Source organism: Psychrobacter sp. CX10 (genome assembly GCF_057621575.2).
On record NZ_CM177736.1, the window covers coordinates 1,598,678 to 1,620,626 of the forward strand.

Consider the following 21,949-nt stretch of genomic DNA (forward strand, 5'->3'; position numbering starts at 1 on the left):
GGGCTGTAGTAGATAGGGTTTAAATATCACGCCATTCTATATCAGTTTTAAGTTGATTTGACAGTGTGCTATATATAAATCTAAACTCTCACTCTTTTAAAATAGGTGGATATTTTTATAATCTATTCTAGTGTATTCTCTTATTGTACGTTTAGACTGATTCTTGAAGTTTTCGATACTGTTCAAGCACCTAAGTCCGCGAGATAACTAGAAGAGAAAGAATGTGATATATATAAACTTGCTAATCAGTTTATATAGGTATTAGAACTTACGTTAAATGATAAATCATCACTAGCAGATACAGTTGCTTTTAGTAAATGTTAATAGGTATAAAATGAAAATAGCCGTTGCTGGAACAGGGTATGTAGGTCTTTCAAATGCGATGCTTTTTGCTCAGCATAATGAAGTCGTAGCCGTAGATATCATTCCTAAAAAGGTTGATATGCTAAATCAAGCTGAATCACCTATAGAAGACAAAGAGATACAGAGTTTTTTAAAAACCAAAAATTTAAATTTTAAAGCTTCCTTAGACGCCGATGATGCCTATAGAAATGCTGACTACGTAGTTGTAGCAACTCCAACTGATTATGATCCTGAAACTAACTTCTTTAATACATCAAGCGTAGATACTGTGATTAAGTCTGTTATATCTATCAACCCACAAGCCTTGATTATTATTAAATCTACAGTTCCTGTTGGTTATACTGAAGAAGCTAAAAATCGATTTGAGACTGAAAATATCATTTTTTCACCTGAGTTCTTGCGCGAAGGTAAAGCTTTATACGATAATTTACATCCTTCACGCATTATTGTAGGTGAGAAATCAAATAGAGCTCAAAAATTTGCAGATCTATTGCTTAAAGGTGCCATTAAAAAAGACGTTCCTGTTTTACTTATAAATAGCACTGAAGCAGAGGCTGTAAAGCTATTCTCAAATACTTACTTAGCTATGCGTGTTGCCTATTTCAATGAGCTGGACAGCTATGCCGAGTCATTTGGTCTTAATAGTAAACAGATTATTGAAGGTGTGGGTCTAGATCCTCGTATCGGTAGTCATTATAATAACCCTTCCTTCGGATATGGTGGTTATTGTCTTCCTAAAGACACTAAGCAGCTATTAGCAAATTATCAACAAGTACCTAATAATCTTATCCAGGCTATAGTAGAAGCAAACCGTACCCGAAAAGACTTTATTGCAGAATCTATATTAAGACACAAGCCTTCTGTTGTAGGAGTCTATCGTTTGGTCATGAAATCAGGGTCAGATAATTTCAGAGCAAGTGCTATGCAAGGTGTAATGAAACGATTAAAAGCAAGAGGTGTAGAAGTGGTCGTATATGAACCTACACTTACTGAAAACGATTTTTTCGGTTCAAAAGTTATTAAAGACTTAAGTACTTTCAAGTTAAAATCAGATGTTATTTTAGCTAACCGTATGTCACAAGATTTAGATGATGTTTTAACAAAGGTTTATACTAGGGACTTATTTGGTAATGATTAACTATTTATCGCGATAAATTAAACATTTAAGAGTATGTTAAACCAACTATATTTGGATAAGCTAATATATACCTAATAGTATGAGATTTGTACGTGATATAAGGACTAACTTTTAAATGCCTAATAAAGACACCCCTATAGTTTCCATAATCATGCCAGTTTATAATGCTATAAAATTTGTAGATGAGACTATTTCTTCTGTTCTAACTCAAACATATGATAACTGGGAGTTGATTATTATCGACGACTGCTCTACAGATGGTACTTATGAGTATATATATAGTAAGTACTCATCCTTACCAAGGATAAAGATTTTAAAAAACACGACTAACTCTGGAGCAGGTATTACAAGAAATGCAGGCTTGAGCAATGCAAAAGGTGTCTTGATCGCCTTTCTAGATGCTGATGATATTTGGTTACCTACTAAGCTTGAAAAGCAACTAGCCTTTATGAAGAAAAATCAGAGTCCTATAGTCCACACTAGCTACTCATTCATAGGGGAAAGTGGAAAACAAATTCTAGGACGAGTGGATGTATCCCGCACGATAGACTTAAATTCTTTTATGAGAAAAACTGAAATTGGTACTTCTACTGTCTTAATAAATAAAGATATAGTAGGCGAATTTTCCTTTAATGAAATGCGTACTCGTCAAGATGCTAAGCTATGGTTAACCCTTTTGGGTAAAGGTCATATATCGCATGGTTTGGATGAAATATTAGTTTTCTATAGGGTAAGAAAGGGCCAAATAAGTGGAAACAAGTTAGCTGCTGCCTGGAATACCTTTAAACTCTATCTTTCGGTCCGAGAAATGCCTTTAAAGACTCGTTTAACAAATTATTGTTTTTATGCTACTAATGGTCTTATCAAACGTTTAAAAAAATGATTAAACTTTAAGAAGTTCAATATACCTATTTGATAGTTATAAAATACTATAGGTTTAACTATTTCACTCTCATAGATGGTTCGAAAGGCACCAATCATTTTTAACATAAGCTAATTTTTGAAAAAACTTAATAACTGTTAAAAACTCAAACATAGCCCAGGATATTAAAAAAATTTAATAAGATTGGCGATAGTTATAGAAAGTCTAATTTAAAAGACTTTAAACACCTAAAAGGTGATAACGTATATTTCACTGATAATAGAGTTGAAGTTCAATGGGCGTCATCATCTCAAATACAATCTGTTTTAGAGCTTATGAAACAATCTCTTGAGTACTCCTACGATTATTTATTTTTGTTATCCGGTGACGACATACCCTTGAAGCAGGATTCTCAACTTAAACAAATGCTATCAAAAAACATTGGCTATAATTTTGTAGCGTTTGATAAAAATATAACTGAGAAAAAAATTTTAGAAAGAGTTAAGTATATATACCCCCAAATATTTTATAAGAGAAATCATAAGTTAATGACCAAGTTAAGAAAGAAAGTATTTTTATTCAGTAGAGATTTATTTTTACAAAACAAGCTTCTTAAAAAAAATAAGTATAGGATGCCAAAACTATATAAAGGAACCAATTGGTTAGGTTTAACCAAAGAAACTATTTAAAATATATAAATGATAATGATTGGTTTCTAAAAATTTTTAATAACTCTTTTTGTTGCGATGAAGTTATATTCCATACTATTATAAAAACCCAACCATACATTAAGCTATTTAGCGATCCTAAATATCCTATAGCCTCTTTGCGATATATAGACTGGCAATCTGGACCAGAGTACCCTCGGGTTCTGACAGAAACTGATAAGACTAAAATAGCTAATAGTAATTGTTTTATTGCTAGAAAAGTTCACCCAGATGCAAGTCCAGAGTTTATGCAATCTTTTATATTCAAGTACTGATCTAAACATTGCCAGCTCCAGTATGATAAGTATCTTAGATTCTGCTCAAAATTTACAACTATATTATAAGAGTTTAATGTGTCCGTAGAGAATGTGACAAGTACGATATGTGTTCCATTAACTCATAACGAAATTTTAAGATTTTCAAAAACTAGAAATCCCTTTAATCATATGGCTATAGCCTACAAAAAATCAGTTATAGAATCCGTGGGCGGTTACCAACATCACATATATATGGAAGATTATAATCTTTGGTTGCGAGTTCTAGCTGCAGGTTATGAAAGTGCCAATCTTAAAGACACGTTAGTTATAGTTCGTGCTGGTGAAGAAATGGTTAAAAGAAGGAGAGGTAAAACATATATTGAAAGTGAATGGCAATTATTTAAATTAAAAAGGAATTTAAATTACCAATCTACACCGAAAGCATTTTTTTATTATATAGCTCGTTCAGCTCCAAGATTGCTACCAAGCAGCTTCTTAACTAAGCTGTACTTAAAAGTAAGGAACTATAAATCGTATTAATATAAAATAATTTAGTATAATAACTCTATACTAAGCTAACATAATTGCGTAAAACAGTTTTTAATCAGGAATATATGCTTCTTGAATAATAAAAAGGTAATAAAATGCGGTTCCTACCTGTCCAATTAGCTCTTGGTCTATTACTATGTACATTAATTCCTTATATTGTTTCAGGTTGGGACGTAATAGGTAAGTATATTTTTCAAGTTAATACTTATGACTTTGTTATAAGTAGCTCTTTGGTATTACTGACTATTCTAACCTTACATAGCATCCGTCGCTTCCCAGGTATCTCATCTAGCACATACATCATTCCCATACTACTCTCTTGGTTTATCCTTATACTTATTTCTACTAAGTTATTTATGTTTGAGTACTCGTTGACGTTCTACTGTTTGAGTGCAGCAATACTTATCAGTTACCTATTCTTTGTAGATATAATAAACCAAAATAAAGAAAAGTATCTTTTTGCCTTTATACCTGTTGGTAGAGCAAAAAACCTGCCTAATGAGTTACCTACAGTCAAATGGCTCTCTTTAAACTACCCGAAACTAGATACACCTGTAAATGCTATAGTTACTGACTTGCATAGTGATGACTTAACTCACGAATGGGAAAGATTTATTGCTAATCAGACTCTCCAAGGTACACCTGTTTATCATCACCGTAATATCCGTGAGTCTATGACAGGTAGGGTTAAAATAAACCATTTGTACGAAAATGATTTGGGCTCATTATTGCCTCCTCAAAACTATGTTATTCTTAAAAGATTTATTGAAGTTGCCTTAATTGTATTGAGCCTCCCTATAACACTTTTAATAATGTTGATTACTGCAATCCTAATTAAAATTGAAAGCCCTGGTCCTATTTTATTTGTCCAGAAAAGAGTTGGGCTTGGCGGTAAGGAGTTCACAATTTATAAGTTCCGAAGTATGTCTAAAGACTCTGAAAAAGATGGAGCTAAAATGGCTACCGAAGGGGATATGCGTGTAACTCGTATAGGAAAGTTTATACGTAAAACTCGTATTGATGAACTACCGCAGTTTTGGAATATTATTAAAGGAGATATGAGTCTCATCGGTCCAAGACCCGAACAAAAAGTATTCGTAGATGAGTTCGATGAGTCAATTCCATTTTATAACTATCGGCATATTGTAAAGCCTGGTATTACAGGCTGGGCATAAGTAACGCATGGTTATGCAGCCAATGAAGATGAGACTAAAGTTAAAGTCGAACATGATTTTTATTATATAAAACACTTTTCATTCTCTTTAGACTTATTAATATTCTTTAAAACGATACATACTATGCTGACAGGATTTGGAGCTCGTTAGGCCTAATGCTATTGTACAAAATAACAAAATTGAACCCCTACTTGCTAGGGTACACTATCTATTTGACGTGATTGAGTATCTACTATGCTAACCTTAAACCCAAATAATTCAAAATTAATCAACCTTGCTGTTCTAGCAATAAGTACAAGTTTAATTGGATCAATTGCTATCGCTCAAAATCTGCAAATGAACGATATGAGCTTAAAGTCAGAACTTGATTGGCTTAATTCTCAAGGTGTTATTCAGATCAGTACCAGCACTTGGCCATTAACCAGTAATGAAATTGACCGTGCGTTGGCTCTTGCAACTATTCGTACACCTGTTCAAAAACAAGTCGTTCAGTCTATACGCTATACTTTAAACAAAAAGCCCCCCTCTTTAGTGAACACTACGGTATCAGCTTATGCGCAAACCGATAGGCAACAATTACCACAAACCTTCGCAGACGATAAATTGGCAAACGTTGAATTAAGCGCGCAAGCTGGGTTAAGTGAAAAAGATTGGGAATTTAACATTCAAGCGCATATCAAAGACGATGATATCGATAATGATGATTATAGTTTTGAAGGCTCTTATTTAGCTGGTAAATATGCCAACCAATGGTTAGTTGCTGGTCAAATTCCTACTTGGTGGGGACCAGGCCACGATGGTAGCCTAATACGAGGGGATGCAACCAAGCCTGTCATAGGTGTTACGATGCAGCGTGATGTTCAAACCGCACCTACTTATAAGTATCTAGAATGGATTGGACCTTGGCAGTATCAATTGTTTGCAGGTCAACTTAGAGATTACGCAGCAGTACCTGACACCAAGCTTATTGGTATGCGTCTTACAGCGCAGCCGCTTGAGTGGTTAGAGTTAGGAGCTTCTCGTTCTTTTCAATGGGGTGGTGAAGGTCGTCCAGAAAATTTTAGTTCATTTTGGGATGCATTATTAGGCACTAGAGATAATACATATAGTGATGATCCTAACGATGATCCTGCCAATCAGCTAGGTGGGTTTGATGCTCGTGTTAATTTAGCCCCTCTTACCTCTCTTCCAGTCAGCTTATATGGTCAGTATGTGGGTGAGGATGAAGCGGGTGGTTTACCTGCAAAGAATATGTATTTAGCAGGTGCAGACTTTGCATCTAGTATTGAAACCTCCAATATGGGTTCTATGCCGTATCAAATTTATACAGAATGGACAGATACACGCACTAGTGGTGACGTAAAAGGTATTTCATATAACCACGGTAAATATACTGACGGTTATTACCAATATGGCTATCCTTTAGGCTATGCTTTAGGTGGAGACTCTGAAAGCATTGCCGTAGGTGGCAAACTATGGGTAGATAATAAAAACTTTGTGAATGCAAAGATGCAATACGCTAAAGTTAATCAATCAGGAGTTGAAGGCAGTCGTTCTCATGATAATAATAGAGCGTTTCCTTTATCTGACAAATTAAAAGTAGTTGATGTTGCTTGGGAGCATCAGTTAAATCCGAAAACGTTAATCTCTAGTCGAGTCTGGGCTTCTGATTCTGAAATTGAATCAACTGAAGTTGGCGCGGGAATTGGGATAGAATTTACTAACTTCTAAATTGTTGACTATATATACAATCTATAAATAAAATTAAAGCTTTAAACCATTAACGGTTTAAAGCTATTTAAATAAAAACTATTTACACAGAATTATTTATATCCGGCTGGATTTTTACTCTGCCAATGCCAAGTGTCTTTACACATATCTTCAATGGTTAATTCGGCTTGCCAATCTAGTAGTTGTTTTGCTTTATCAGCACTGGCGTAACAAGCCGCAATATCTCCTGGACGTCTAATAGTTAATTGATAAGGAACACTTTTATCAGTTACTATCTCAAACGCCTTGACCAATTGCAATACCGAACTACCATTACCGGTACCTAAGTTAATAGGTTCAAATCCTATCCCTGAAGCTGAACCAGTGACATGTTGCTTGATATAGTCTAATGCTGACACATGACCACGCGCTAAATCTACCACATGAATAAAATCACGCACACCAGTACCATCAACCGTATCGTAATCACTACCAAACACGCTTAACTGTTTAAGCTTACCAACGGCAACTTGGCTAATGTAAGGCATTAAATTATTGGGAATACCACTGGGGTCTTCACCAATTAAACCTGAACTGTGCGCACCCACTGGATTAAAATAGCGTAAACACGCAATATTCCAACTTGGATCGGCTTTCGCTAAATCTTGGAGGATATACTCTACCGTAAGCTTTGATTGACCATAAGGATTAGTACAAGATCGTGGCGCTGTCTCAGGAATAGGTAAAGTTTCAGGGTCTCCATAGACCGTTGCCGATGAAGAGAACACAACGCTTTTGACATTATGTTCTTTCATTACCTCAAGTAAGTTTATCGTGCCACTGACGTTATTTTTATAATACAGTAAAGGCTTTGCAACTGACTCACCCACCGCTTTAAGTCCTGCAAAATGGATCACACCAAAAAAATCATGCTGATCAAATACTTCATTAAGCAATGCTTTATCCAGAACATCGCCTTCAATAAAGGGAATCTCCTTACCGGTTATTTGCTCAGTACGTCTTAACGCTTTAATATTGCTATTTGACAAGTTGTCATATACCACCACATCATAGCCCGCTGCTATCAGCTCAATACAAGTATGTGATCCAATATAGCCAACCCCACCTGTAACTAAAATTTTATAACGTTGATTGACTTTTTTTAGATTATTGGCACTCATTTTAATTACGCAACCTTTATAGATAATTAAGAATTAGAATATAAGCATTAATAATTTATTAATAATAAATAAACTTAAATTATACTACCATTATTAACTGCATACTTATATTCTAACATTCAGATAGCAATGTAAATTAACTTAAATAATCATATACGGTTATGGGCACAAGTCGTCTGAAATCAGAAAATCTTTTGAAACACATTACCCCTGACCCTGACTCAATGGCACAATACGTTCGTGTTGCCCACTTCCTAGTAGGCTTTGACTGCCAATAGCATCTGGATTAGTCTCCAGATAAGCCATCATTTCATCGATGATCTCATCCTCGCCAAGATGTTGTATGCGCTGAGCAATCATTTCTACTGGAGGTACGGGTAATTTCTGTAGTAGCGAAAGCAGCAGACTACTCTCCCCTTTTTCGACCACCATCTCAATTAGCTGGCGAGCGTCTACTGGTAAATCTGGTGTCGATTGTGCAAGAAGAGCCAAATGATACGCACCTTGTACATCCTGATCTTGCATGACACGTTGCTCAATAGCTCTGTACGTCTCTCGAGTTGCCCCGCCAGCCACACTCAATAAATGAATGCACTTTAAAGACGAATGAGCTTCATTATTTGCGATGGTCTTAATTTTTTCTGATTGTTGTTTTAATAGCTCTTTCTTTTGTTCTAACTGTTTTTCAGTCGTCATATCTTAATCCTATCATTACTTAAACTGGCTAAACTGTATTGAACAAACCGTTTAATGCTCTAGTTTAGAAGTTAACGCGCATTAATTAATTAATTGAGGTGTTAATTTTCTAAACTAGTCTATATAAAAATTTGGTATATAAGTTCAGTCTATAAAGTATGGTTCAGTGACTCAGTGTGCATCGAATATTTTTGAATGTATAAACCTTATATGGTGTCAAATACTTATTTATAAAGTCATATATGCCATAAGTGCTAATCTTACTGTTCGATCTGAAGAGTTAAGGAAAATAAAAGACCCCAGATATAATCTGAGGTCTCATAAGCCATGTAGTATAGATACTTCCTATGATAAGTTAGCAAACTATTAACCATTAATATTTACTAATACTATGCACTAATATAGGTTACTCACCCGCTGGGCTATGCTCTTCAACTAATGGCTTTAATTCGCCAGATTGATACATTTCTAAAATAATATCCGATCCACCCATGAGCTCACCGTTAATCCATAGTTGTGGGAAAGTTGGCCAATTTGCAACTTTAGGCAAGGTTGCACGGATTTCTGGGTTTTCTAAAATGTTAACAAAAGCAAAAGGACGTCCAATTTGGGTTAACACTTCTATCGCTTTCGCAGAAAAGCCACATTGTGGAAACTGAGGTGAGCCTTTCATATAAAGTAGAACAGGGTTATCTTTAATTTGATTACGGATCATGGTTTCAACATCTTGAGCTTGATCGGTCATAGCTTTTCCTTATTGGTTTGAATGTATTAACAATTAAGTTTATGAGAAGAAATCAGTTAGTTTGAATAGGCATAATAGGTTTATAAGATATGGTTCAACCCAAATATTTATAATATTAATGGGGATAACTGTTAGATAATACAACCATTTTATATTCTCAGTTATCGTTATAGCTATACACTTAAGTTTTGAAGATAATATATCAACATACTCTTATAAGTTATAAGTAGAAATTAAAACAACAGCACTACATAATATACCTTCTTTGCGCCCTGTAAAACCCAACTTTTCAGTCGTGGTCGCTTTGACACTAATGCTTTCAATATCAGTTTCTAAATCTTCAGCAATATTGGTACGCATGGCTAAATTATGTGGGGCAAGCTTAGGACGTTCACAAGCTACCGTAATGTCAGCGTTAACTAAACGATAGCCTTTTTGTTGTACTAAGCTATAGACATGACGCAGTAAAATACGTGAATCCAAGCCTGCGTGAGCCGAATCGGTATCAGGGAAATGTTGCCCGATATCGCCTAGTGCCAATGCACCTAATAATGCATCTGCCAGTGCATGCAATACCACATCCCCATCGGAATGCGCTTTTAAACTGTGGCTGTGTTCAATCTGAACCCCTGCCAAAGTTACAAACTGCTTACTATCAGTGTTGTTACTCTCACGCTCTACTGACTTATCATAGAAAGCATGGACGTCAATACCTTGTCCTATTCTTATCATTATTTGCCTATCAGTGTTATAATTTAGCCAAATTTTAGCATAGTTTTTCAAAATATGACGACATCGGACAACTTCTCTGACTTTAACACGTCTACACCTACATCTCTAGATAATAACCCTTACGATTTGCCTGCATTACGCTTAAGTGATGTACCTAACCCAGAGCATACCAAAGTGATCGTCGGTATGTCTGGTGGCGTAGATTCTTCGGTTTCAGCTGTATTACTTCAGCAAGCAGGCTTTTTGGTGGAAGGGTTGTTTATGAAAAATTGGGAAGAAGATGACGGTACTGAATACTGCACCGCAATGGATGACTTAGCCGATGCTCAAGCCGTCTGCGATAAGATAGGTATTAAGCTGCATACCGCTAATTTTGCGATGGAATATTGGGATCGTGTGTTCGAGCACTTTTTAGCAGAATATCAAGCTGGCCGTACCCCGAATCCAGACATACTGTGTAATAAAGAAGTTAAGTTTAAAGCCTTTTTAGAGTATGCCTCTGATCCGAAATTTGGACTGGGTGCTGATTATATTGCTACCGGTCACTATACTCGCCGTAGTATTAACTATCGTCGTACAGACTCTGATGGCAATACAATCGAGGTTGCCAGACTACTTCGGGGACTGGATAACAATAAAGACCAAAGCTACTTTTTACATGCAGTAGGTGGCGATAAGATTGCCAAAACATTATTTCCTGTGGGCGAATTAGAAAAGCCTGAAGTGCGTAGAATTGCTGAAGAGTATGACCTAGCTACGGCTAAGAAAAAAGACTCAACCGGAATTTGCTTTATTGGTGAGCGCCGTTTTAAAGATTTTTTACAGCAATACCTGCCAGCCAAACCCGGTAATATTGTCACTGATGATGGGGTGACCATCGGTCAGCATGACGGGCTTATGTATTATACATTAGGTCAACGCGGTGGTATTGGTATTGGCGGGGTTAAAGACCGACCTGAAGAGCCTTGGTTTGTATTACAAAAAGACTTAGATAACAATGAGCTAATCGTCGGCCAAGGTCATGATCATCCCATGCTACTGAGTCAACGTTTAACGGCTTATAAACTTGACTGGGTTGAACGTAGTGCTCCCGAAGCGATTTTTAGTGAAAGCGGTTTAAAATGTATGGCAAAAACCCGTTATCGTCAGCTGGATCAAAGCTGTACCGTATTTGCTAATAAATATGACGCGAGCAAAGTTAATGTTATTTTTGATGAGCCGCAGCGTGCCGTCACTCCAGGACAATCGGCGGTATTTTATGTTGGTGAGGTATGTTTAGGAGGCGGCGTGATTGAGTCGATGACCGTCTAACTATTTTTTAATGCTACTAACGTGTTTAGCTACTAAAATCAACTTTTTATTATATAAACCAGTTATCAAATAAACTCGTTATTTATTTAACCAGTTATTAACGTATATTAAATTGCTTTAGGTTTGGCTAATATATTTCTATATAATAAAAAGCTAGGACTCTAGAGTATTAATCATATTTTAGTAGCCTAGTTTATAGATATGCGTCCATTATTATCTATTAGTTAGAACCCTTCATCACCGCAGTCGACTGAGTTATGGTCTGACTTCTATCCCCTTCCTCATTCACATTATGGACATCATAAGTATATTGAGCAATGGGCTTAAGCTCTGAATTAAATTGATAAAATTTAATATCGTAACTTCCTACTTGCCACCCCGCCTTAGGTATCACACCCACCCAATTGTCATTGCTATTCGGTAATATCTGTTTTTTCTCAAACAATAATATTTCACCAGTTTGATTATTCACCCATTTAACAAACACGTTAGGATTAGTGAATGTCTCACTGGTTACGGACAAATGTGCATATATTTTATCAAATTTATTAAGTGTTGAAGTGTCCATAGACTGCATAGGCTTAATATTATTCAAGGACAGCTTAATCTCGCCTGCTAGAGGTTGATTGTCATTAGATTGATACAGCTCTTCGACAGCGCGTTTGGCAAACTGTCTCTTATCCGTTATAAGCGTATCTGCTGAGCCCGCTACAAATCTATCAACATACTTATCTAAAACCACATTGGGCATGGTATCGATGAGTTCTATTGCTTGCTCATAGGTATAGTCATTTTTACTTAATTGAGTATCACTAAGCTGAGATGTATTTATAGCGTCTTTAGCATTAGGGCTGTCTGTATTAACTGAATCATCTATAGATAAAGTAGACTCGTTGGGTAGACCATTATGATTAGAATGAGTTATATCCGTTGTGTTATCAATTAACTTAGATGCAGCTGAATTAGTTGCGCCGCTATCGATTTGATTTTTTGACATCCACAAGAATGTTATAAGACTACCGCATATAAACGCGGTGATTATAAATACAATGGGAAGGACTTTTGATGACATGACGATGTTATTAAAACCTATGCGTTAGTTAAACCTAAGTGTTAGTTGAACCTAAGTGTTAGTTGAACTATTAATAAGTTGTTAGCTTTTAACAATTAATACCTATATGCACTGCAACCTTATGAGGGTGTTTTATTTGATGAATGAAGGAAAAAAATAAAAGCCATTTTTATATTGAATAAAAATGACTTGGTATGGCTAAGTCTATACATTTATATATTATAGCAACATATATTAAGGTATTAGATAATCAATAAATCTTAATATCAATTATCTACGCAAACATATGCATATTTTTCAAAGGTTGCAATATCATTTGTGACTGAGTCGATATCAGCGTCATCATACGTTTCAACATCTATCAAATCTCTGCCCAAGCAATCAAGCGAAAACACTTCGCCATTATTTAATTGAGGGGTTTGAAACTTACATTTACCTTGAGTATAAGTACTGCCAAAGTAAGTACCAATATAGATAACGTCATCTTCTACCTTACAAGTATCAAGCATAGCAAATCTTGGGTTTTCGTAGTTATAATTACTAGGACTGCCACTACTATCAGAGTCTCCACCACAGCCTACCAAAAATGCAGATGCACTTAACACACTTAGCCCAACTAATTTTTTAATCACCTTTAAGCTTTCCTTACTCACATTAAAATTAAATCACATTAAAATTAAATCACATTAAAATTAAATTACATTGAAACTAAATTACATTGTAATCAAAGCTACTATATGTTAATGACTTATTTAATTCAATAGAATTAGACTTATTATTGAAAACTATAGAGTATATATTGCTATAATTGAGTTGTTTTTATAATAAAATCAATTATCACAATATATATAGTCAAAGAACTTTAAAGTAGTCACAAGGCAACCGAGTGCAAGTACTACTAGGGTAGGCTTAACGAGGTTAACAACGTGACTCTCTATAAGTTCGCTGACTATATCAGATTTATAATACGTCGACACCAACCCACTGAGTTAAAGGATATCTATGTCTGCCTCTTTATCTGCATTAACTGCCCTATCCCCAATTGACGGTCGCTATGCTAGCAAAGCTGATGCGCTACGCGAGCATTTGTCTGAGTTTGGGCTCATTAAAGCCCGTGTGACTGTCGAAATTCGCTGGTTACAATCGTTGGCTGATAATGATGCTATTACCGAGCTAAAACCATTCGATGCTCAAACTAATGATTTCCTAAACGGTATCGTATCAAACTTCAGCGAAGCAGATGCTCAGTCAATAAAAGACATCGAAAAAACCACTAACCATGATGTTAAAGCGGTCGAATACTTTATCAAAAATAAATTCAAGGGGAATGCTCAGTTAGAAGATAGCCTTGAGTTTATCCATTTCGCCTGTACTTCTGAAGACATTAATAATCTATCGTATGCCTTAATGCTAAAAGATAGCCGTGAAATAGTCGTAAAAAAACTGCAATCAGTCACCGATTCTATTGTGGACTTGGCCAAAGAACATGCCAATCAGCCCATGTTATCGCGTACGCATGGTCAAACCGCAAGTCCGACTACTTTGGGTAAAGAGATGGCAAATGTTGCCTATCGCTTGGCACGTCAAATCAAGCAAATCAATCAAGTAGAACTATTGGGTAAAATTAATGGTGCCGTGGGTAACTACAACGCACATCTATCAGCATATCCTCAAATAGACTGGGCTGAACATGCTCAGAACTTTATTACCGAACGTTTAGGATTGAAATTTAATCCTTATACCACTCAGATTGAACCGCACGACTATATAGCAGAATTATTTGATGCAGTACGCCGTTTCAATACCGTATTGATAGACTATAACCGTGACATTTGGCAATATATTAGCTTAGGCTATTTCAAGCAAAAGCTTAAAGAAGGCGAAGTCGGCTCTTCTACCATGCCGCATAAAGTAAACCCAATCGACTTTGAAAACTCAGAAGGTAACTTAGGCGTAGCGAATGCTATGTTAGCGCATTTAGGTGAAAAACTGCCTATCTCGCGTATGCAGCGCGACTTATCAGACTCTACTGTACTGCGCAATATTGGCGTTGGACTGGCGCAAAGTATGATTGCTTATGATGCGTGCCTAAAAGGTATTGGCAAATTAGAAGTCAATCCAGAGAAGCTTAATAGTGATCTAGATAACGCCCAAGAAGTATTGGCTGAGCCTATCCAAACTGTAATGCGCCGTTATAGAGTTGAAAACCCATACGAGAAATTAAAAGCATTAACGCGTGGTCAAGCCATGACCCGTGAAAAAATGCTTGAGTTTGTGAATGGCAATGAGTTAGATGCGGTACCAGATGCGGATAAACAGCGTTTACTAGAGCTTACGCCTGCGACTTATATTGGTAATGCCGATGAGCAAGCGTTAGCGATTGAAGAGTGGATTGCCAAGCTTTAAAGCTTTAATCTTAAGCTTTTAGGGTTAATCGTATTGAGGTTGTCGCTTTTAGATTGAGACTGTCAGCTTAAATAGTCAATAGCAGACAATGAGAAGTTAAAAATGCATGATAAACATCTTGACTCAACTAAAGCTTCTTATATAGGTCTTGAGCGCCCAGTTATTATCAGTTTGATAGCGGTCGTTGTGGCAATGAGTGCAGTAACTCTTTTTCCGTTGAGTTTTCCGCTCAATTGGCAGGACTACTTACTACACCAAATGGGCACGGTTATTTTTATGGTGATGGTTTGGCTGTGCCATCGCTACCTTGCCACGTCAACTACCTCGTTTGTGCTGGCGAGTGTGTTTATTATTATCCATATCATAGGTGCAAGGTTTTTGTATTCCTATGTTCCCTATAATGAATGGCTACAAAGTCTACTTGGTTTTGACTTGAACAAAGCGTTTGGCTGGCAACGTAATATGTACGATAGACTGGTACATTTTAGCTATGGTTTGTTATTGCTGCCTTTAATGGCAGATGTGTTTAAACGTCTGATACCTAGCTTAACTTTAAAAGGCGTGCTGTTATTAGCATTACAATTTAATCTTGCGACCAGTGCGCTTTATGAATTATTTGAATGGATACTAGGTATCACCCTATCCCCAGAATCTGCTGAAGCTTATAATGGTCAACAGGGCGATATCTGGGATGCTCAAAAGGACATTTTGCTAGCATTTGTGGGTGCACTTATTACTGCAATTGTTATTTATATTCATGCAGAATCTACAAAAGCGGACAATAACAATAATGTCAGTATTAAACACAATAACGTTTAAAAAATGACTTACCTTTTTAAGTTAAGCTAATTTAAGCATGGCACCTGATAAACATAGCACCTTAATTTACCTTTAGTCTCTACTAATCGTCTTTATCATCATCCCCACCTGGTATAACTGCTTTGGTGACTGCTACTGTGCCTTTGACAACGCCTTTGGTAGTTTTATAAGCTACTTTAACAGGTACGGTAACGACTTTGTGTAAACACGCTTGTAAAAAGATACTACTGATAATAATGGTTAAGAATGTTAATTTATTCATAATTGACTGTTGTCATTGATGAGCGAATTCAAAGATGTGCGAATTCAAAGATGTGCGAATTCATGATGGGCGAATAGGTACAATCTTAAACCATATTATCGCTTTGCTAAAGCCTCAATTATAAATATTTAAAGATTTTAAATATTTTAATTTTTACATAGCCTAATTTTCAATTTAGCCCATCTATTAAGCTAAACGAATCAATTTATATTAAGGTTACATCCTCATTGTATATAAAGATTAAAAATTAAAGGTTTAAAGACTCAACATGAATGAGATACTCTACTGTCTGCCAGAACACATAACGCCTGAGCAGTTTTTAGCCGACTATTGGCAAAAAAAACCACTGCTCATTAAACAAGGTCTACCGCAACTAAAAGACATGTTTGAGCCAGATGACATTCTAGGACTCAGTCTTGATGAAGCCGCAACATCACGACTTCTAACTCAACATGCCTCGAAGGATGCCGATCAATGGAAATTACAGCAGAGCCCTTTAAACGAAGGCATGTTTGCTGACCTACCCGAGCAATGGACCGTCCTGGTGCAGAATCTGGAACAGTGGTCTCCTGAGCTCGGTCAACTTTGGAATTCCTTTGGTTTTATACCTCAGTGGCAGCGAGATGACATCATGGTGTCGTATGCGCCGGCAGGAGGTTCTGTGGGTAAGCATTATGATGACTATGATGTTTTTCTTGCGCAAGGATATGGGCACAGACGCTGGCAGTTAGGCAAATATTGCGATGAGCGAACTGAATTCATTGAAAACCAGCCCATTCGAATCTTTGATGATATGGGAGATATCGTGTTTGATGAAGTCTTAGCGCCTGGTGATGTGCTTTATGTACCGCCCAAACTTTCTCATTTTGGGGTCGCACAAGATGACTGCCTTACCTTCTCTTTTGGCTTTCGACGTCCCAACCTTATGCAAGTTTTAGACAGTTTGGTCGATGCAGCTACCACGCAGCCCTCATTGTTCACGCCACTACTTTTAGAGCAGCCCCTACATGCATCTGGTAAGCTAACTCAAGACAGTATTGATCAAATTAAACAGTACTTGTTGCAATTGCTACACTCTAATCAAGGGGATCAGCTACTCGCCGAAGCAGTCAGTGAGGTGGTGAGTAAACGTCAATATGAACTGCTAGTTCCTGAAGAGACCATAGAAGCAGAGGAGCTACAACAAGCCCTCGAAGACGGTGCGGTTTTAAAACCTGATTTCAGTAGTCGTCTTATTTATACAGAGCTTGATGGTCAACTGAAGGTATATGCAAATGGACAACCTTTAGATGATATTGGTGACTTTGAGGCGAAGCTATTGCAGCGTTTGGCTGATGGTCACTCTATAAATATTAGAGATATGAACGAGGTACACGTTGATAATTCGTCTGTTATCACTTGGCTTGAAAACAGTTGGGTATGGTTAGATTTTTAGGTTAATAATATTTTGGTGTTGCAGTAGTTAGCTAACTATCTAATGTTAAAAACTCAAAAATTTCATAACATACACACTTGCTACTAAGACTGAGTTACCCCTTGATTTATAAAAGTCTACAGCTAAGACACATTTGATTTAAAATAGTGATTAATTAACTATATAATATTATTAGTTTACATATGTAAACACACATAAATTTTATTACTTTTATAATAGGTTATTACGATAAAGATTTAAACCAAAAGCTTGTACTAATAATTCGCAAAATTTGTTATTGGGTTAGACAAATGTTTTGTCTATTATTTTCAATAACTTATAGATAAGGGAGATCATCAATGTCAAACGACGCATGTAAAACTACTAAAATGGCAAGAACGGATATCAACCAAGATCACTTAAATAAAGAAGATCAACAACGCACAGATGATTCAGCTCTAGATATGATGCAAGGCATACATGAGCATGAAGATCACAGTGAAGAAGACAACATCAACTAATTTAATTTATTAAAATAAACTTATTTGTTAGTTAGCAATTCAGAAAAAATAAGAGACGCTTTTTAGCGTCTTTTATTGTTTTGGACTATAAAATCATTTATGAGCTAATATAAAATTCTAATAGAATATGTATGCCATACTATAGTCAAAGTAGTGCAAAATGATTATCTCGCAACTGAATTCTAGTATTTTTCATATAGGCTTAATGACGCTTATTTAAGCTAAACAAGGTTAACACCGTTACCGTTTAGTAGATCAATAACGACATTTAGTAGATCAAAAACGACATTAATCTTCAAAATCTACATCTAATAAAGCATTGCTAATCGCAACCGTATTAAAACCACCATCTACAAACAATATCTCGCCAGTAATACCTGAGGCCCAAGGTGATAATAAAAATAAAGAGGCATTCGCCACCTCTGCTTGGCTCACATTTCGTTGCAATGGGGCAAGTTTGGCATTGACATCAAGCATTTTTCTGAACGACTTGATACCACTTGCTGCTAAAGTACGAATAGGTCCAGCCGATACAGCATTGACTCTAATATCGTCTGCACCGAGAGAGCTAGCCAAATATCGCACACTGGCTTCTAAACTGGCTTTTGCCATGCCCATCACATTATAATTGGGTAGAACGGCGGTACTACCTTGATAGGTTAGCGTCAATAAAGACCCCTTACGTTTGGCAAGTAAACTACGAGACGCTTTTGCAAGTGCAACAAAGCTATAGGCAGATATATCATGTGCTATTTGACTACCCTCACGCGTCGTAACCTCAGTAAAGTCGCCATTAAGCTCATCTGCAGGTGCAAACCCAATGGCATGCACAACACCATCTATCCCATCCCCCCAATGTTCGGTTACGGCCGCAAAACAACTACTAATATCTTTATCTGAAGCCACATCGCAGCGTAGCACCATGTCTGCTTCGAATTTATCCGCAGCCATGTCTACCCGTTTTTTCATTTTATCATTGGGATAAGTCAGTATTAACGACGCCCCTTCTCTATGGAGCGCCTCAGCGATGGACCAAGCAATAGATAATTTGCTCGCAATTCCCGTAACAACGAATCGTTTTCCTTGAAGTAGCATATTTATTGTCCCAACTGATTTAAGTTCACATTTTGCTTAGTTATGTTATATGAAATTGAATTGATATTTTTCGTAGATAATTATTTTAGAATGTTTTTAAGTCTATATCTTTAGAACTATTGTATCGCAATGCTTATCACATTAATGAGAACCATTTAACCATTACGAAGGACTGTTAACCATTGCAATATACAAATTACCCCACATAATTTTAATAAAGACCTTTACAATTAAATTGAAGTCGTTAAGCTATACCCATCTTTCTTTTAGCTACGTATAACTATGTGTGATTCTATAAATAATTCGTCCGAAACCATTATACAACCTCAACTTCCTGATCCTGATTTGTATGCTCAATTAATAGCATCAACTGGAGAGGATTTAAGTCGCCCTGGATTAATTGATACACCAACACGCGCGTCTAAAGCATTTGGATATCTCACCCAAGGATATCATCAATCACTTGAAGAAGTGACCAATAAAGCTGTCTTTCCAACCGATAATTCTGAGCTGGTGTTGGTGCACAATGTAGAGTTTTATTCCTTATGTGAACATCATTTATTGCCATTTCATGGGGTTGCCCATGTTGGCTATCTTCCAAATGGTAAGGTACTAGGGTTGTCTAAAGTTGCACGCATCATCGACATGTTTTCTAGACGCTTACAGATTCAGGAGAACCTGACTAAGCAAGTGGCGGAAGCAATCATGGAGATTACCGACTGTCATGGCGTGGCCGTAGTCATGGATGCATCACACATGTGTATGATGATGCGCGGTGTCAGCAAACAAAACTCTAGCACCCGTACGACGTCGATGCTTGGTGTCTATAAATCAGACACTCAAGCACGTAGTGAGTTTTTGCAGGCGTTACCCCTCTCTAAACTCTAAATTTGAACCCATCGAGTATTGTATAGTTTTAAACTAAAATAACTATTGGTTAAGAGTGCTACTGAGCTTATAACTGGCTATCAAAAGTAGCATTGTTAACACTGGTTTTAATCAACAATTTTGAGTATGGATGGGTAGGCTGATTAAATAGTTGCTCTGTCGATGCGTATTCTACACATTCACCCGATTGAATCACAATAATATTGTGGCAGAGTGCTCTTACGACATTTAAGTCATGACTGATAAATAAGTAACTGATGCCATTCTCAAGTTGGATTTGTCTTAGTAGCTTTACTACTGCGATTTGCGTGCTGCTATCTAATGCAGATGTGGGCTCATCTAATATTATAAGCTTTGGCCGCATTACTAACGCCCTAGCCAATGCCACACGTTGCCTTTGACCGCCAGAGAGCTCATGCGGATATCGATATGCAAAATCCTCAGGCAGTTGCACCGTTTCAAGAACTTCAAATACAGCACTTTTTCTTTGCGCAGGCGTTACTCCCTTGACCAGTAATCCTTCTTCAATAATCTGCATGATATTAAACCGAGGATTGATACTGGCAAATGGATCTTGAAATACCATTTGAATTTGTGAACGAAATGCGCGTAGTTGCTTACTGCTTAGGCTATTTATATCTTGACCATTAACCTCTATATGCCCTGTTACCTTGGCGTCATTACCTAACAATCGAGTTAAAGCCAATGCAATGCTGGTTTTTCCTGACCCTGACTCCCCGACAATACCTAATGACGCCCCTTTACCTAACTGAAAACTAACTTTATTGACTGCTGTCATCCATGATTTGGTACTGCCTAATATAGATTTTTTAGCAGGAAATTCTATAGATAAGCTATCTACATTTAAAACAGGCTCAAGCTCTAAGTTTTGTTTTTGTATTGGATGTACCTTACCAAAATCTTGTTCAATCAAGGTTTGAGTATAAGGGCTGTTCGGGTTTAAAAAAATGCTATCACTATCCCCCTTTTCTATCACCTCACCTTGTTTCATGACAATAATTCTGTGGCTATGACGTCTAACTAAATTTAAATCATGGCTAATTAGAATCATCGCCATACCATGTTCATTTTTTAATCGGTTTAATAACTCAAGTATGTCATGTTGAAGGCTGACATCTAAGGCAGTGGTAGGCTCATCAGCAATTAATATCAGGGGATTCTGAGCTAATGCCATAGCTATCATCACACGCTGGCGTTGACCACCCGACAATTCATGCGGATATCTAGACAATTTGGATTCAGGGTCTTTAATATTGACATCATTTAACAGTTGAATAATGCGAGATTTGATTTGATGCTTGGGTGTGCCTATAAGTTGCAAGCTTTCTTGAATTTGCTTGCCAACGGTGTGCAGGGGATTGAGCGCCGTCATAGGCTCTTGAAATATCATACCTATTTTACTGCCGCGAACGTGTTTTAGGGCTTTATCACGTTTGCATTGGCGCGCTAAGCTATCTAATGGATGATGAAGAATAGGTAAGGATAGTCCGGAGTCATCTAACGTGCTTCCCTTTTCATAAATAGTCGCTTCACCTTTTACAGCCAACTGCTTAGAGGTCAAACCCAACAACGCCAAGGTTGATAAGGACTTACCTGAGCCTGACTCTCCGACGATAGCTAAGGTTTCACCACGCGACACTTCAAACGATAGATCATGTACCAACGTATTGCTATCTGACTTAATATTTAAATGATTAACGCTAAGAACAGGCTCCAATGCTTGCAAAGTGCTAGATCTATCTTGTATCGAATTATCTAGCATAGATTGATCAGCATTTAACTTTGTTGATGAAATTGCTGTTGATGAAATTGCTGTTGATAAAATATCTGCAGCTGACATTAGTGATGATGTCGATTCTGATGCTGACAATTGAGTTGATGCCAGAATTGATGATTCCGATTTAGATATTAACAATTTTGATGATGGCAGAGTTGATCCTAATAGGACTGATGTGTTTGAGGTTAAAGCGTCACGGGTATCGTTTTCATTGCTAACCATATATATAATCTCAAAGTTAAACTAAG

The 21,949-nt window shown here is 36.8% G+C and carries 20 protein-coding genes and 1 pseudogene; 12 read left to right on the forward strand and 9 right to left on the reverse strand.

Annotated elements, in window-relative coordinates; genetic code table 11:
• Positions 1 to 334 precede the first annotated feature (334 nt).
• From AC21OH_RS06490 to AC21OH_RS06515, 6 genes and pseudogenes are all read left to right on the forward strand, one after another.
• Positions 335 to 1,501 carry a nucleotide sugar dehydrogenase gene (locus AC21OH_RS06490; RefSeq protein WP_487370678.1) on the forward strand — a complete coding sequence of 389 codons (1,167 nt, stop codon included), beginning with the start codon at positions 335 to 337 and terminating at the stop codon, positions 1,499 to 1,501.
• A gap of 115 nt (positions 1,502 to 1,616) precedes the next feature.
• Positions 1,617 to 2,384 (forward strand): glycosyltransferase family 2 protein, encoded by a 768-nt coding sequence (locus AC21OH_RS06495; protein WP_487370677.1) that lies wholly within the window; start codon positions 1,617 to 1,619, stop codon positions 2,382 to 2,384.
• Between the two features lie 182 nt (positions 2,385 to 2,566).
• Positions 2,567 to 3,052, forward strand: coding sequence for a beta-1,6-N-acetylglucosaminyltransferase (locus tag AC21OH_RS06500; RefSeq protein WP_491140414.1), 486 nt, complete (start codon positions 2,567 to 2,569; stop codon positions 3,050 to 3,052).
• 371 nt (positions 3,053 to 3,423) lie between these two features.
• Positions 3,424 to 3,867, forward strand: a complete 444-nt coding sequence (locus tag AC21OH_RS06505) for a glycosyltransferase family protein (protein WP_487370676.1) — start codon at positions 3,424 to 3,426, stop codon at positions 3,865 to 3,867.
• A gap of 584 nt (positions 3,868 to 4,451) precedes the next feature.
• Positions 4,452 to 5,201 (forward strand): annotated as a pseudogene (locus AC21OH_RS06510) (exopolysaccharide biosynthesis polyprenyl glycosylphosphotransferase).
• Between the two features lie 84 nt (positions 5,202 to 5,285).
• The gene (locus AC21OH_RS06515) at positions 5,286 to 6,782 is read left to right on the forward strand and encodes a capsule assembly Wzi family protein (protein ID WP_487370674.1); all 1,497 of its coding nucleotides are present in this window, start codon (positions 5,286 to 5,288) and stop codon (positions 6,780 to 6,782) included.
• Between the two features lie 92 nt (positions 6,783 to 6,874).
• On the opposite strand, the gene galE is transcribed toward AC21OH_RS06515, so the two are convergent.
• The 4 genes from galE to ispF form a co-directional block, all read right to left on the reverse strand.
• Positions 6,875 to 7,942, reverse strand: a complete 1,068-nt coding sequence (gene galE, locus AC21OH_RS06520) for a UDP-glucose 4-epimerase GalE (RefSeq protein WP_487370673.1) — start codon at positions 7,940 to 7,942, stop codon at positions 6,875 to 6,877.
• A 204-nt stretch (positions 7,943 to 8,146) separates the two neighbouring features.
• Positions 8,147 to 8,638 carry a hypothetical protein gene (locus AC21OH_RS06525; RefSeq protein ID WP_487370672.1) on the reverse strand — a complete coding sequence of 164 codons (492 nt, stop codon included), beginning with the start codon at positions 8,636 to 8,638 and terminating at the stop codon, positions 8,147 to 8,149.
• A 406-nt stretch (positions 8,639 to 9,044) separates the two neighbouring features.
• Positions 9,045 to 9,383 (reverse strand): Grx4 family monothiol glutaredoxin, encoded by a 339-nt coding sequence (gene grxD / locus AC21OH_RS06530; RefSeq protein WP_487370671.1) that lies wholly within the window; start codon positions 9,381 to 9,383, stop codon positions 9,045 to 9,047.
• Positions 9,384 to 9,596: 213 nt separating this feature from the next.
• Positions 9,597 to 10,115, reverse strand: coding sequence for a 2-C-methyl-D-erythritol 2,4-cyclodiphosphate synthase (gene ispF / locus AC21OH_RS06535; RefSeq protein WP_487370670.1), 519 nt, complete (start codon positions 10,113 to 10,115; stop codon positions 9,597 to 9,599).
• Positions 10,116 to 10,241: 126 nt separating this feature from the next.
• Here ispF and mnmA point away from each other — a divergent pair, with 126 nt between their 5' ends.
• Entirely contained in the window at positions 10,242 to 11,426 is a 1,185-nt protein-coding gene (gene mnmA / locus AC21OH_RS06540) for a tRNA 2-thiouridine(34) synthase MnmA (RefSeq protein WP_487370687.1), read from the forward strand.
• A 220-nt stretch (positions 11,427 to 11,646) separates the two neighbouring features.
• On the opposite strand, the gene AC21OH_RS06545 is transcribed toward mnmA, so the two are convergent.
• Positions 11,647 to 12,423, reverse strand: a complete 777-nt coding sequence (locus AC21OH_RS06545; protein WP_487370669.1) for a hypothetical protein — start codon at positions 12,421 to 12,423, stop codon at positions 11,647 to 11,649.
• Between the two features lie 341 nt (positions 12,424 to 12,764).
• The gene (locus AC21OH_RS06550) at positions 12,765 to 13,130 is read right to left on the reverse strand and encodes a hypothetical protein (protein WP_486534942.1); all 366 of its coding nucleotides are present in this window, start codon (positions 13,128 to 13,130) and stop codon (positions 12,765 to 12,767) included.
• Between the two features lie 370 nt (positions 13,131 to 13,500).
• Here AC21OH_RS06550 and purB point away from each other — a divergent pair, with 370 nt between their 5' ends.
• Both purB and AC21OH_RS06560 read left to right on the forward strand, forming a co-directional pair.
• Positions 13,501 to 14,904 (forward strand): adenylosuccinate lyase, encoded by a 1,404-nt coding sequence (purB, locus tag AC21OH_RS06555; RefSeq protein WP_487370668.1) that lies wholly within the window; start codon positions 13,501 to 13,503, stop codon positions 14,902 to 14,904.
• A 102-nt stretch (positions 14,905 to 15,006) separates the two neighbouring features.
• Positions 15,007 to 15,723: a DUF2238 domain-containing protein gene (locus AC21OH_RS06560; protein ID WP_487370666.1), complete on the forward strand. Its 717-nt coding sequence runs from the start codon at positions 15,007 to 15,009 to the stop codon at positions 15,721 to 15,723.
• 82 nt (positions 15,724 to 15,805) lie between these two features.
• Here AC21OH_RS06560 and AC21OH_RS06565 read toward each other — a convergent pair whose 3' ends face one another.
• The gene (locus AC21OH_RS06565) at positions 15,806 to 15,985 is read right to left on the reverse strand and encodes an NF038104 family lipoprotein (protein ID WP_486534940.1); all 180 of its coding nucleotides are present in this window, start codon (positions 15,983 to 15,985) and stop codon (positions 15,806 to 15,808) included.
• Positions 15,986 to 16,253: 268 nt separating this feature from the next.
• On the opposite strand from AC21OH_RS06565, the gene AC21OH_RS06570 reads away from it, so the two are divergent.
• Positions 16,254 to 17,420 carry a JmjC domain-containing protein gene (locus AC21OH_RS06570; RefSeq protein ID WP_487370665.1) on the forward strand — a complete coding sequence of 389 codons (1,167 nt, stop codon included), beginning with the start codon at positions 16,254 to 16,256 and terminating at the stop codon, positions 17,418 to 17,420.
• A 338-nt stretch (positions 17,421 to 17,758) separates the two neighbouring features.
• The gene (locus AC21OH_RS06575) at positions 17,759 to 17,920 is read left to right on the forward strand and encodes a hypothetical protein (RefSeq protein ID WP_487370664.1); all 162 of its coding nucleotides are present in this window, start codon (positions 17,759 to 17,761) and stop codon (positions 17,918 to 17,920) included.
• 288 nt (positions 17,921 to 18,208) lie between these two features.
• Here the strand turns inward: AC21OH_RS06575 and AC21OH_RS06580 are convergent, their stop codons facing one another.
• Positions 18,209 to 19,015, reverse strand: a complete 807-nt coding sequence (locus AC21OH_RS06580; protein WP_487370662.1) for an enoyl-ACP reductase FabI — start codon at positions 19,013 to 19,015, stop codon at positions 18,209 to 18,211.
• 282 nt (positions 19,016 to 19,297) lie between these two features.
• Here AC21OH_RS06580 and folE point away from each other — a divergent pair, with 282 nt between their 5' ends.
• Positions 19,298 to 19,903, forward strand: coding sequence for a GTP cyclohydrolase I FolE (gene folE / locus AC21OH_RS06585; RefSeq protein WP_487370661.1), 606 nt, complete (start codon positions 19,298 to 19,300; stop codon positions 19,901 to 19,903).
• A gap of 67 nt (positions 19,904 to 19,970) precedes the next feature.
• Here folE and AC21OH_RS06590 read toward each other — a convergent pair whose 3' ends face one another.
• On the reverse strand, positions 19,971 to 21,686 hold the full coding sequence (locus AC21OH_RS06590; RefSeq protein WP_487370686.1) for a dipeptide ABC transporter ATP-binding protein: 1,716 nt from the start codon (positions 21,684 to 21,686) through the stop codon (positions 19,971 to 19,973).
• Between the last annotated feature and the right edge of the window lie 263 nt (positions 21,687 to 21,949).